General features: G+C 71.4%; 10 protein-coding genes and 1 pseudogene. 8 read left to right on the top strand and 3 right to left on the bottom strand.

What is annotated here, in order from left to right; genetic code table 11:
• The 4 genes from ACZ56U_RS16140 (at position 1) to ACZ56U_RS16125 (ending at position 4,853) form a co-directional block, all read left to right on the top strand.
• Positions 1 to 642, top strand: coding sequence for a superoxide dismutase (locus ACZ56U_RS16140; protein ID WP_469084635.1), 642 nt, complete (start codon positions 1 to 3; stop codon positions 640 to 642).
• A 193-nt stretch (positions 643 to 835) separates the two neighbouring features.
• Positions 836 to 3,022 carry an MMPL family transporter gene (locus tag ACZ56U_RS16135; RefSeq protein ID WP_469084634.1) on the top strand — a complete coding sequence of 729 codons (2,187 nt, stop codon included), beginning with the start codon at positions 836 to 838 and terminating at the stop codon, positions 3,020 to 3,022.
• A 5-nt stretch (positions 3,023 to 3,027) separates the two neighbouring features.
• Entirely contained in the window at positions 3,028 to 4,215 is a 1,188-nt protein-coding gene (locus ACZ56U_RS16130) for a sensor histidine kinase (RefSeq protein ID WP_469084633.1), read from the top strand.
• Positions 4,212 to 4,853: a response regulator gene (locus tag ACZ56U_RS16125; protein ID WP_469084632.1), complete on the top strand. Its 642-nt coding sequence runs from the start codon at positions 4,212 to 4,214 to the stop codon at positions 4,851 to 4,853. Before ACZ56U_RS16130 ends, ACZ56U_RS16125 begins: the two co-directional genes overlap by 4 nt.
• A gap of 9 nt (positions 4,854 to 4,862) precedes the next feature.
• On the opposite strand, the gene ACZ56U_RS16120 is transcribed toward ACZ56U_RS16125, so the two are convergent.
• Positions 4,863 to 5,639 carry an SAM-dependent methyltransferase gene (locus ACZ56U_RS16120; RefSeq protein WP_469084631.1) on the bottom strand — a complete coding sequence of 259 codons (777 nt, stop codon included), beginning with the start codon at positions 5,637 to 5,639 and terminating at the stop codon, positions 4,863 to 4,865.
• 165 nt (positions 5,640 to 5,804) lie between these two features.
• On the opposite strand from ACZ56U_RS16120, the pseudogene ACZ56U_RS16115 reads away from it, so the two are divergent.
• Positions 5,805 to 5,970, top strand: a pseudogene (locus ACZ56U_RS16115) (glycerophosphodiester phosphodiesterase); the annotation flags it as partial.
• A gap of 2 nt (positions 5,971 to 5,972) precedes the next feature.
• Positions 5,973 to 6,200 carry a hypothetical protein gene (locus ACZ56U_RS16110; RefSeq protein ID WP_469084680.1) on the top strand — a complete coding sequence of 76 codons (228 nt, stop codon included), beginning with the start codon at positions 5,973 to 5,975 and terminating at the stop codon, positions 6,198 to 6,200.
• Between the two features lie 3 nt (positions 6,201 to 6,203).
• Here ACZ56U_RS16110 and ACZ56U_RS16105 read toward each other — a convergent pair whose 3' ends face one another.
• Complete coding sequence (locus ACZ56U_RS16105; RefSeq protein WP_469084630.1) at positions 6,204 to 6,860, bottom strand: mycothiol-dependent nitroreductase Rv2466c family protein; 657 nt, start codon at positions 6,858 to 6,860, stop codon at positions 6,204 to 6,206.
• 169 nt (positions 6,861 to 7,029) lie between these two features.
• Here ACZ56U_RS16105 and pepN point away from each other — a divergent pair, with 169 nt between their 5' ends.
• Both pepN and ACZ56U_RS16095 read left to right on the top strand, forming a co-directional pair.
• Positions 7,030 to 9,609, top strand: a complete 2,580-nt coding sequence (pepN, locus tag ACZ56U_RS16100; RefSeq protein ID WP_469084629.1) for an aminopeptidase N — start codon at positions 7,030 to 7,032, stop codon at positions 9,607 to 9,609.
• A 211-nt stretch (positions 9,610 to 9,820) separates the two neighbouring features.
• Positions 9,821 to 10,867, top strand: coding sequence for a hypothetical protein (locus ACZ56U_RS16095; protein ID WP_469084628.1), 1,047 nt, complete (start codon positions 9,821 to 9,823; stop codon positions 10,865 to 10,867).
• Positions 10,868 to 10,989: 122 nt separating this feature from the next.
• On the opposite strand, the gene ACZ56U_RS16090 is transcribed toward ACZ56U_RS16095, so the two are convergent.
• Positions 10,990 to 12,126, bottom strand: a complete 1,137-nt coding sequence (locus tag ACZ56U_RS16090; protein ID WP_469084627.1) for a serine hydrolase domain-containing protein — start codon at positions 12,124 to 12,126, stop codon at positions 10,990 to 10,992.
• Positions 12,127 to 12,144: the final 18 nt, after the last annotated feature.

Here is a 12,144-nt window from a genome sequence, read left to right as displayed (position 1 = left end):
ATGCCCGTCTACACGCTTCCGGACCTGCCCTACGACTACTCCGCGCTCGCTCCCGTGATCAGCCCCGAGATCATCGAGCTGCACCACGACAAGCACCACGCGGCGTACGTGAAGGGCGCGAACGACACACTGGAGCAGCTGGCGGAGGCGCGGGACAAGGAGACGTGGGGATCGATCAACGCCCTGGAGAAAAACCTGGCGTTCCATCTCTCCGGGCACATCCTGCACTCGATCTACTGGCAGAACATGACCGGTGACGGCGGTGGCGAGCCGCTCGCCGCGGACGGGGTCGGCGAACTGGCGGACGCCCTCACCGAGTCCTTCGGGTCGTTCGCGAACTTCAAGGCGCAGCTGTCCAAGGCCGCGGCCACCACGCAGGGTTCGGGCTGGGGCGTCCTCGCCCACGAGCCCCTCAGCGGGCGTCTGATCGTCGAGCAGGTCTACGACCACCAGGGCAACGTCGGCCAGGGCTCGGTGCCGCTCCTCGTCTTCGACGCCTGGGAGCACGCCTTCTACCTCCAGTACAGGAACCAGAAGGTCGACTTCATCGAGGCCATGTGGCAGGTCGTCAACTGGCAGGACGTGGCCCGGCGTCACCAGGCCGCCAAGTCCCGCGCCGATGTGCTGCTGCTGGCGCCCTGAGGTGGTGCCCGTGAGTCGTCCCGCCTCGTGATCGTCTTCTCAACCTTCACCGGCGGGCGGAAAGACGGGAAGCCCCCGCGAGGACGTGACTCGCGGGGGTTTTCCGCACCCCGCGGGTCAACCGATCGGTTGACACCACGTTCCACCGAGCACCCGTGTCGGCCAACTGCCCTGGTCGACCAGGCTCTTGGGCATGAACTCACTGACTGTACGCATGGCCCGGGCCAGTGCCCGGCACCCCTGGCGGGCGATCACCGGCTGGCTGGTGTTCGTGGTGCTGTGCCTCGCGGCCGGCAGCGCCGTCGGCATGAACAGCGCGCGCACGGCGGACTACCGGGTCGGTGAGGCCGGGCGGGCGGAGGCCATGGCGGCCGAGGGGCACCTGGAGCGCAGATCCACCGAGCAGGTGCTGATCTCCGCCCGCTCGGGCCCCCTCGACGAGCGGGACGCCGCCGCGGCCGCACGGGAACTCACCGCGCGCATGGCGGCGTTGCCCGAGGTGGCCGAGGTCGCCGCCCCGTCGCGCTCGCACGACGGGCGGATCCTCATGGTCGAGGTGGCGGTCCGGGGCGAGGAGCGCGACGCCAAGGACAAGGTCGACGCGTTGCTCGCCCAGACCGAGGCCGTGCGGGCCGACCACCCGGGGCTGCTCCTGGAGGAGACCGGAAGTCCCTCCATCAGCAAGGGCGTCGACCAGCAGCGCGGGGACGACCTGGCCCTGTCGGAGAAGATCACCCTGCCGGTCACGCTGCTCACGCTGCTGCTCGTCTTCGGTTCGCTCACCATGGCCGCCGTCCCCCTGCTGCTGGCCCTGTCGTCCATCGCCGCGGCCATCGGGCTGTCGATGGTGGCCTCGCACCTCTCCCCCGACACCGGGGTCGGCACGAACGTCATCCTGATGATCGGGCTCGCGGTCGGCGTCGACTACACGCTCTTCTACCTCAAGCGGGAACGCGAGGAACGGGCCCGTGCCGGTGGCCGGCTGAGCTCACCGGCGCTGGTGGAGCTGGCGGCGGCCACCTCGGGCCGGGCGGTGGTCGTCTCCGGGCTCGCCGTCGTCGCCACCACGGCCACGCTGTACCTGGCCTCGGACGTGATCTTCTCGTCCCTCGCGACCGGCACCCTCGTCGTCGTCCTGGTCGCGATGGCCAGCTCCCTGACGGCCCTGCCCGCACTGCTGACCGTCCTGGGCGGGCGGGCCGAACGCCGGGCCGTGCGGCGCGCGGAACGTGGCAAGCCCGCCCGCCGGGTCCGCGGGGACAGCGGCGGCCGCGTGTGGACCGCCCTGCTGCGGCCCGCCGCCCGGCACCCGCTGGCCACCCTGTGCGTCTCCGTCCTCGCCCTGCTCGCCCTCGCCCTCCCGCTGACCGGACTGCACATCACCGAGATGAGCCGGGACACCCACTCCCGCGAGATCCCCGCGATGCGGGTCTACGACCGGCTCAACGACGCCTTCCCCGACCACCGGGTCACCCACCAGGTCGTCGTCCGCGCCGACGCCGGACAGGACGAGGAGGTGGCCGCCGCGCTCACGAGGCTCGCCGAACTCGCCGACGCCGACCCGCTGTTCACCGGCGCGTCCGCGGTCCGCGCCTCCGCCGACCGACGGATCAGCGCCCTCGAACTGAAGGTGCCGCACCTCGGGAACTCCACGGAGGCGTACGCGTCCCTGGACCATCTGCGGGACGACTACCTGCCGGCCACCGTCGGCCGGATCGACGGCGCCGAGTACGGCGTGAGCGGGGACGTCGCGCGCTACACCGACTATCCCGCCCACCAGAACGGCAAACTCCCCCTCGTCCTCGGGGCGTTGCTGCTGGTGACCTTCCTGATGACCCTGTACGCGTTCCGTTCGGTGGTGCTCGGGCTGATCGGCGTGGTGCTGAACCTGCTGTCCGCGGCCGCGGCGCTCGGGCTGCTGGTGCTGGTCTTCCAGCACACCTGGGCCGAAGGGCTGCTGGACTTCGACTCCACCGGGTCGATCGGTTCGCGCGTGCCGCTGTTCCTGTTCGTGATCCTCTTCGGACTGTCCATGGACTACCAGGTGTTCGTGATCAGCCGGATCAGGGAGGCCGTACTCGACGGCACGCCCACCCGGCAGGCCGTGCTCGACGGCATCCTCCGGTCCGCGAGCGTGGTGACCAGCGCCGCGGTGGTGATGACGACCGTCTTCGTGAGCTTCGTCCTCCTGCACATCATCGAGATGAAGCAGATCGGGTTCGTGCTCGCGGCGGCCGTCCTGCTGGACGCCTTCGTGGTGCGCGTACTGATCCTCCCGGCGGCGCTGCTCCTGCTCGGCGAGCGGACCTGGTGGCCGGTGCGCCCGGCCGCCCCGGAGACGCGAGTGGCCCCCGAGCGCACGGTGATCGACGTACGTTGATCACCATGACCGCTCTCGCCGGCCCCTCCTCCGAGGCCTTCTGGGCCACCTCCCTGCGCCGCTGGAACGCGGTCTGCTGGGTGCTGTTCGCGGCCATGGCCGTCGGGATCGCCGTGATGGGCCGGCCGGGCGGGGTCATGTACGGGGCGCTCGCGCTGCTCGCCGGTGTGGTCCTGTCGTACGCGGTGCTGGACCGTTTCCCGGCCAACCCCGTGGTCCGGCCGCACGGTTACCTCTGGGTGCTGGTGCTGGCCCTCGGCGGGCTCGCCTATCTGCGCACCAGCTATGCCGCGCTGTTCATGGTGACGCTGCCGCACTACTGGATGTTCGGGCGCACCCCGAGGGCGTCGATGGGGTTCCTCGGGCTTGCCACCGCCACGACCCTGCTGGGTGGCTGGCTGCGGCAGGGCTGGTCCGCGGAGTTCCTGGGCGAGACGGCGGTGTCCACCCTGATCGTCGTCGCGGTGGGGGTGCTGATCGGACTGTGGGCGCACGCGGTGGTCGAGCAGAGCGCCGAACGGGCCCGTCTGATCGCCGAGTTGGAGGAGACACAGGCCCGGCTGTCGGAGGCGCACCAGCGGCAGGGCGCGGCGGACGAACGGGAGCGGCTGGCCCGCGACATCCACGACACGCTGGCGCAGGGCTTCGCGTCGATCGTCGTGCTCGCGGAGGCGGCCCGGGCGGGGATCGCCGTCGATCCCGGGCGCAGCGCCCGGCAGTTGCGGTCGATCGAGGCCACGGCACGGGAGAACCTCGCCGAGGCCCGGGAGCTGGTCGGCTCGGGACAGCCGCGGGCCGGCACGGGGTCGGTCGCCCTGACCCTGCGCCGGATCCTGGACCGCTTCGCGGAGGACACCGGCCTCACCGTGGAAGCCGACCTCGCGGACCTGGAGTGCGACCAGCAGACCCGGATCGCGCTGCTGCGCTGCACCCAGGAGTCCCTGGCCAACGTGCGCAAGCACGCCCGGGCGTCCACGGTCGGGGTGGTGCTGGCCCGGCGCCCGGACGGGGTGGAGCTGGAGGTCACCGACGACGGCACCGGGTTCGTGGTCGCGGAGTCTGCGGGCTTCGGGCTCGACGGGATGCGCAAGCGGCTGGCGGAGCTCGGCGGACGGCTGACCGTCACCAGCTCGGTCGGCGACGGTACGAGGATCCTGGCGATGATTCCGCCGGGCGGCGAGGGGACGGCATGACCGAGGAAAAGCTGCTGCGGGTCGTCGTGGTGGACGACCACACCGTGATGCGCGCCGGGGTGGTGGCGCTGCTCGCCGGGGACGACGGCATCGAGATCGTCGGCGAGGCGGGGGACGGACGGGCCGCCCTGGAGCTGGTGGCCCGCCACGACCCCGATGTCGCCCTGGTCGATCTGCGGATGCCGGTGCTGGACGGGGTCGCCACGACGACCGAGATCGTCGCCCGGTATCCGCGCACCCGGGTGCTGATCCTGACGACGTACGACACCGACGCGGAGATCGAGCGCGGGGTGGAGGCCGGCGCGATCGGCTATCTGCTGAAGGACACCACCCGCGAGCAGCTGGCCGACGCGATCCGCTCGGCCGCCCGGGGCGAGACGGTGCTCGCGCCCCGGGTGGCCGCGAAGCTGGTGGCACGGATGCGGCGCCCGGTCCACGACCCGCTGACCGCGCGGGAGACGGACGTCCTGAGCGCGGTGGCAGACGGGCTCACCAACGCCGAGATCGGCCGGCGTCTGGTCATCACGGAGGCCACGGTCAAGACGCATCTGCTGCGCCTGTTCGCCAAGCTGGACGTGAACGACCGGACGCGGGCGGTGGTGGTGGCGATGGAACGGGGTCTGCTGCCCCGGCCGTGAAGCCGCCCGTCAGGGCTTGCGGCCCACGCCGCCGTGCTGGCCGATCGGGGTCGGCGCGGTGCCCGGGTCCGGGCGCCACAACGGGACCGAGACGACGCCGGGCTCCACCAGCTCCAGGCCCTCGAAGAACGCGGCGATCTGCTCGACCGGGCGCAGGAAGTACGGCACCGCGCCGGTCTCGTTGTAGGCGTCCTGGGCCTGCTCGTAGTCCGGGTCGGTGCCCCGGGAGCCGTCGTTGACGCAGAGGTGGCTGCCCGAGGGAAGCCCTGCCAGGAGGCGGGCGACGAGTTCGCGGGCCAGGTCGTAGTCGGCGATGTGGCCGAGGATGCCGCTGAGGATCAGAGCCGTCGGCCGCGTGAGGTCGAGGGTTCTGGACGCCGCCTGAAGGAGGCGCTCGGGGTCGTGGATGCTGAGGTCCTCGTAGGCCGTGACGCCCTCCGGGGTGGAGGTGAGCAGGGCGCGGGCGTGGGCGAGGACGAGCGGGTCGTTGTCGACGTAGACGATCCTCGACTCGGGGGCGTGGCGCTGGGCGACCTCGTGGGTGTTGTCGACGGTGGGCAGCCCGGTGCCGACGTCCAGGAACTGGCGTACGCCGGCCTCCCGCACGAGGTACCGGATGCTGCGGCCGAGGAAGGCGCGGCTGCTGCGGGCGATGGTGACGATGCCGGGGAAGACGGCGGTGTAGGCGTCGCCGGCCTCCTCGTCCACGGGGTAGTTGTCCTTGCCGCCCAGCCAGTAGTTCCAGATGCGGGCCGAGTGGGGTACCGAGGTGTCGATCTCCGTCATGGGCCCATGGTGCTACGGCTCGCCCCGCTCGCACGGCACATTGAGGGAGACGGGTGCGACGCTGTCGCAGCTGGTCACCCGGAGTCCGGTGACCGCCGCGTTGCGTAGCCGGAGGACGCCCGGCGGGGCCGCCAGGGGGATGCGCGACGGCTGGGGACGGCACCCGTGGGGCCGTGCACCGTCCGCGCGGAGAGCCGGTTCCCGCGGGCGCGACTCCGGCGGGGCGAGCGGTTTCGGGGACGTGTTCGCGCGGGACGCGCTGTACTACCGGTTGGGAGTCGACGCGGTGGTGACGGACTTCCCTGATCCGGCGGTGAGCGCGAGGAGGGGTCGATGTTCTTCAAGTACAAGTACTGTCCCGGCTGCAAGAAGTACGACCAGGTGTACCGGATGCTCGATTCCGGGGAGCGGGCGAAGGTCAGCGAGAAGCATCGCGGCAGGACCGACCTGTGGCGGTGCACCGCGGAGGGCTGCCGGTGGTACCAGCCCGCGCACCGCCAGGGGGACGGCGACCTGCTCCCGGTGGAACTCCGGATTCCGGCCGCCGCCCCCGAGGAGTGATCCCTACAGGTTGCTGAAGTCCGGGCCCTTGGTCCGGGTGCGCTTGATCTCGTAGAAGCCGGGGACGGAGGCGACCGCCACCGTGCCGTCCCACAGGCGGGCCGCCTCCTCGCCCTTGGGGGCGGGGGTGACGACCGGGCCGAAGAACGCGATCTGCTCGCCGTCGGGGCCGGGGACCGCGATGACCGGGGTGCCGACGTCCTGGCCGACCTTGTCGATGCCCTCCTTGTGGGAGGCGCGCAGCTCGGCGTCGAACTCGAAGTCCTTCTGGTCGAAGTACTCGATCAGGTCGGCGGGCAGGCCGACGTCCGCCAGGGCGCCTTCGACGGCCTCGCGCGTCGGACCCTGGCCCTCGTTGTGGATACGGGTGCCCAGCGCGGTGTACAGCGGGCCGAGGATGTCGGAGCCGTGCTTCTGCCAGGCCGCGGTGACCACCCGGACCGGCTGCCAGGCCTTGGTCTCCAGGAGCTCGCGGTACTCCTCGGGCAGCTCGTCGATCTTCGGCTCGTTCAGCACCGCCAGGCTCATGATGTGCCAGCGCACCTCGATGTCCCGGACCTTCTCCACCTCCAGGACCCAGCGGGAGGTCATCCAGGCCCAGGGGCACAGCGGGTCGAACCAGAAGTCGACGGGCGTCTTGGTGGAGCTGGTCTCGGACATGCGTCTCCTAAGGAAAGCGTTCGATTGAAAGAAGGAACACCGACCGCACCCCGCGCCATTCCCCGCTTCCGCCATCATTCCCGGCTGCCGCGCGTCAGGGGCACATGGCAGGATCGGTCCTGTCCACATACCGAACACCATCCGCTGGTCGACCGAGGGAGTGCCGCCCGTGCCCGGTGAGAATCTGTCCCGCGACGAGGCCCGGGAGCGGGCCGCCCTGCTGTCCGTCGACGGGTACGACGTGTCGCTCGACGTCCGCTCCGCCGTGGGCCCCTCGGGCGCCGACGAGTCTCCGCGCACCTTCCGGTCCGTCACCACGATCCGCTTCCGCTGCGCGCGGCCCGGCGCGTCGAGCTTCGCCGACCTGATCGCGCCGACGGTGACGGCCGTCTCGCTCAACGGCCGGGAACTCGACCCGAGCGAGGTCTTCGACGGCTCCCGGATCCTCCTGGAGGACCTGGCCGCCGACAACGAGCTGGTCGTCGACGCCCAGTGCGCCTACTCCCGCACCGGCGAGGGCCTGCACCGCTTCGTCGACCCCGAGGACGGCGAGGTCTACCTCTACACGCAGTACGAGCCGGCCGACTCCCGCCGGGTCTTCGCGAACTTCGAGCAGCCGGACCTCAAGGCGCCGTTCCGCTTCGAGGTGCGCGCGCCCGAGGAGTGGACGGTCTGGAGCAACGGGGCCGGTGAACGGAGCGACGGCGTGTGGCGGTTCGCGCCGACGAAGCCGATCTCGACGTACATCACCTGCGTGGTGGCCGGTCCGTACCACTACGTCACCGACTCCTACTCCCGTGACCTCGGCGACGGCACGACGCTGGAGATCCCGCTCGGCGCCCTGTGCCGCAAGGGTCTCGCGAAGCACTTCGACGCCGACGACGTCTTCCTGATCACCAAGCAGGGCCTGGACTTCTTCCACGACCACTTCGACTACCCGTACCCCTTCGGGAAGTACGACCAGGCGTTCGTGCCCGAGTACAACCTCGGCGCGATGGAGAACCCGGGCCTGGTGACCTTCCGCGAGGAGTACATCTTCCGCGGCAAGGTGACCCAGGCGTCCTACGAGGCGCGGGCCAACGTCATCCTGCACGAGATGGCGCACATGTGGTTCGGCGACCTGGTCACCATGGTCTGGTGGGACGACCTGTGGCTGAAGGAGTCCTTCGCGGACTTCATGGGCACGTTCGCGAACGTCGGCGCGACCCGCTTCGAGAACGCCTGGATCACCTTCGCCAACCGCCGCAAGGCCTGGGCGTACCGCGCCGACCAGCTGCCGTCGACGCATCCGATCACCGCCGACATCCGCGACCTCCAGGACGCCAAGCTCAACTTCGACGGCATCACCTACGCCAAGGGCGCCTCGGTGCTCAAGCAGCTCGTCGCGTACGTCGGCCAGGACGCGTTCCTGGAGGGCGCGCGGCGCTACTTCAAGCGCAACGCGTACGGCAACACGCGCCTGGGCGACCTGCTGTCGGTGCTGGAGGAGACCAGTGGCCGGGACATGACGGCGTGGTCGCGGTCGTGGCTCCAGACGGCCGGGGTCAACTCACTGACCCCGCAGGTGCTGTTGAACCCCGAGGGCCTGGTGGACGAACTCGCCGTGGTCCAGGAGGCCGCCGAGTCGCACCCCGAGCTGCGCCCGCACCGAGTCGCGGTGGGCCTGTACCGCAAGGGCGCCGACGGGGCGGTCGAGCGGTACGCGCGCGTGGAGGTGGACGTCGACGGGCCACGGACGGTCGTGGCGGAACTGGCGGGCGCGGCGGCGCCGGAGCTGGTGCTGGTCAACGACGACGACCTCACGTACTGCAAGACCCGGTTCGACTCGACGTCCCTGGAGGCCCTCAAGGCGCGTCTGGGGGACATCGCGGACCCCCTCGCCCGTGCCCTGTGCTGGTCGGCGCTGTGGAACATGACACGGGACGCGCTACTGCCCGCCCGCGACTTCGTCGACCTGGTGCTGCGGTTCGCGGGGCGGGAGTCCGACATCGGCGTGCTCCAGATGCTGCACGCCTGGGCGAACTCCTCGCTGGTCAACTACGTGGCGCCCGAGTGGCGCGCCACCGGCGGCCGGCTGCTGGCCGAGGGCGCGCTGAAGGAGCTGCGGCTGGCGGAGCCGGGCAGCGAGCACCAGCTGGCGTGGGCGCGGTTCTTCGCGACCGCGGCCTCCGGCGAGGCCGACCTCCAGCTGCTCCAGGGCCTGTTGGCGGGCACGGAGAGCATCGACGGGCTGGCGGTGGACCAGGAGCTGCGCTGGGCGTTCCTGGAGCCGCTGGCCGCGCACGGGGTCGCCGACGAGGGCGTGCTCGCCGCGGAACTGGCCCGTGACGACACGGCGTCCGGCAAGCGCCACCAGGTCCGCTGTCTCGCGGCCCGGCCGTCGCAGGCAGTGAAGGCGCAGGCGTGGGCGCAGGTGGTGGAGTCGGACGCGCTGTCCAACGCGCTGGTCGGCGCGACGATCTCGGGCTGGAACCAGTCCTCGCAGCGGGAGTTGCTGGCGCCGTACGCGTCCCGGTACTTCGAGGCGATCGAGCGCGTGTGGACGGACCGGTCGATCCAGATCGGCATGGATGTGGTCGGCGGCCTGTTCCCCGCGCTCCAGCAGTCGCGGGAGACGGTGGAGGCGACCGACGCGTGGCTCTCGGCGCACGAGGACGCGGCTCCGGCGCTGCGCCGGCTGGTCCTGGAGGCGCGGGACGACCTGGCGCGGGCGCTGCGCGGCCAGGCATGTGACGCTACCGCCGGTTGATCACATCGCTGGCCTGAGCTTGGGCGGTCGGTAGCCGTTACGAAGTTCAGCCAATCAGGGCCGTAACCCCTGGTCCCACCCATTCGGACCAGGGGTTTTCGCCGCCTACTCGGCATCCGAACACCCGTCCTTTAGTACCGTGTTGTCCGGATTCGTCGACAGGCGTGTAACAGGGGTTAGGAATCAGATCAACGGCGGGAATCCCCGCTGCATGAACCACAACACCCCGGTCCCCCCGCTCTCCCCCCGCCCGGTCCGCCACCTCTCGGAGGTGCATCGCCGGGTGATGACGGCCGCGCAGTTGAGGTCGCACGGGGTCTCGTCGTCCGAGACCAACGAACAGTGCCGCCCCGGCGGCCCCTGGCAGCAGCTCCTGCCGGGCGTGGTCCTGCTCCACCCGGGCCCGCCCACCAGCGAGGAGCGGCTGCACGCGGTCCTGATGTACGCGGCCAAGGAGCGCCCGGCCGGGGTCCCGGCCCAGCCCGGCGCGGATCAGCCGCACGCGCCGACGTACACGGAGGCGATGCTGACGGGCCTGGCCGCCCTGACGCTGCACGGCTTCACCTCGGCGCCGCCGCTGATGTCCCAGGACACGCTGGACGTCCTGGTCCCGCGGCTGCGCCGGCTGCGCTCGACGGGCTGCGCCCGCGTCGTGCGCGCGACGTCCCTGCCGCAGCCCCAGCAGGTCACCGGCCTGCCGGTGGCACCGGTGCCGCGCGCGCTGGCGGACGCGGTCGCGGAACTGTCGGACGCGGGCGTGGTGCGCCGGCTGCTCACCGAGGCGGTCCGCGGCGGCCACTGCGAACCGGCGGCGGTGGTACGGGAGTTGACCAACGCCAAGCTGCTGGGCCGGCCGCACGTGGTGGACGCGGTGGACTCCCTGCTCGCGGAGGGCAGGGCGATCGCGGAGGACCGCCTGTACCGCATGGTCCGCGAACACGGCCTGCCGGACCCGATCTGGAACGTCGACCTGCGGCTGCCCGGCGGCCCCCACCTCGGCGGCCTGGACGCGTACTGGCCCGAGCAGGCGGTCGCGGTGGAGCTGGACACCCGGGCCCCGCGGCAGGACGAGGACGCCCTGTGGTCGGAGTACGCCCGCAAGCGCGAAACCCTGGAGCGCCTCGGCATCACGGTCGTGCACATCACGCCGAGGAAGCTCCGCGAGGCCATGGAACAGCAGGCGGCCGTGGTCCGTACGGCCCTGATGGCCTCGGGCGACCGCGACCCGGCGGCGTATGTCGTGGTGCTGCCCCGGTAGTGACGGACCGGGGCAGCACCAGGAGGGGAGAGGAGGGGCCGCCGATCGGAGGGGGATCGGCGGCCCCTCCTCACGCGCGCGCCCGGCGTTCGGCGCCTCGGCTCAGCACCAGTGCCGCGGCACTAGCCGCAGAACTCCGCCTCGATCACGGCGTCGGTGTCCCCCGACCAGTCCCCGTTCAAGTTGAGGGCGAGCGTGTGGCGGCCGTCCGCCGTGGTCACCGCCTCCGAGTTCGAGCCGTGGATGCCGCCGCCGTGGCCCCAGACGTGGACGCCGCACGACAGCTCGCGGTCGATGAGGCCGAGGCCGTAACCGGCGTTCGGGATGACGCCGACCGGCACCGTCGTCTTCATCTCCTTCAGCTGCTTCGGCGGGAGCAGCCTGCCCCGCAGCAGCGCGGAGTAGAAGCGGTTCAGGTCGGAGGAGTCCGAGATCATCTCGCCCGCCGAGGAGGCGAGCGAGGGGTTCAGCCTCGTGACGTCGTACGTCGGTCCCGTCGCCGACTCGGCGAGCTTGGAGTAGGCGCGGCTGCTGGGCCCCGGGACGGTGACCCGGGTGCCGGGGACAGAGGTGGCGTTCAGGGACAGGGGCTTGACGATCCGCCGACGGATCTCGTCCCCGTACGGCCTGCCCGTGGCCTTCTCGATCACCATGCCCGCCACGACGTAGTTGGTGTTGGAGTAGTTCCAGGACGTGCCCGGCGCGAAGTCCGGCTTGTGGGTCATCGCGACGGCCACCAGGTCCGCCAGCGCCTTCGTGTCGTAGCGATGCTCGAAGAAGCCGTCCTTGAGGAAGTACGTCCTGACGAAGTCGTCGTCGGCGGTGTAGTCGTAGATGCCGCTGGTGTGGTTGAGGAGCTGGCGCAGGGTGATGCGGCGGCCGTCGTGGCCGTTGCCCCGCACGGCACCCGGCAGCCACTTCGCCACCTTGTCGTCCAGCGACAGCCGGCCCTCCGCCTCCAGTTGCAGCAGCACCGTCGACACGAAGGTCTTGGTGATGCTGCCGACGCGGTAGCGGTCGTGGACCGAACGCGGCTGGCCCGTCCTGAGGTTGCCCACGCCGGCGGTCGTGGACCAGACGCGGTGTCCGGTCCTCGCCGTCGCCGTCACCCCGGGTACGCCGTCCCGCACCGCGGCCTCGATCGCCTCGCGGGTCGCCTCGTGGTCGCCTCCGGCGGGTGCGGCCGCGAACGCCGGGCCCGCCAGGGCCAGTGACAGCGCCACGGCCGTCGCCGCCACGAGAGTCGTCCGTACGGTCATGTCTCTCCCCTGTGTGCT

This window comes from Streptomyces sp. NPDC034103 (genome assembly GCF_055575395.1).
Note: the sequence above shows the minus strand (reverse complement) of the source record. Positions and strands in the feature narration are given on the sequence as shown.

Coding starts and splice junctions, on each gene's coding strand:
- ACZ56U_RS16140 (WP_469084635.1), top strand. CDS start 1: ATGCCCGTCTACACGCTTCCGGACCTGCCCTACGACTACTCCGCGCTC.
- ACZ56U_RS16135 (WP_469084634.1), top strand. CDS start 836: ATGAACTCACTGACTGTACGCATGGCCCGGGCCAGTGCCCGGCACCCC.
- ACZ56U_RS16130 (WP_469084633.1), top strand. CDS start 3,028: ATGACCGCTCTCGCCGGCCCCTCCTCCGAGGCCTTCTGGGCCACCTCC.
- ACZ56U_RS16125 (WP_469084632.1), top strand. CDS start 4,212: ATGACCGAGGAAAAGCTGCTGCGGGTCGTCGTGGTGGACGACCACACC.
- ACZ56U_RS16120 (WP_469084631.1), bottom strand. CDS start 5,639: ATGACGGAGATCGACACCTCGGTACCCCACTCGGCCCGCATCTGGAAC.
- ACZ56U_RS16110 (WP_469084680.1), top strand. CDS start 5,973: ATGTTCTTCAAGTACAAGTACTGTCCCGGCTGCAAGAAGTACGACCAG.
- ACZ56U_RS16105 (WP_469084630.1), bottom strand. CDS start 6,860: ATGTCCGAGACCAGCTCCACCAAGACGCCCGTCGACTTCTGGTTCGAC.
- ACZ56U_RS16095 (WP_469084628.1), top strand. CDS start 9,821: ATGAACCACAACACCCCGGTCCCCCCGCTCTCCCCCCGCCCGGTCCGC.
- ACZ56U_RS16090 (WP_469084627.1), bottom strand. CDS start 12,126: ATGACCGTACGGACGACTCTCGTGGCGGCGACGGCCGTGGCGCTGTCA.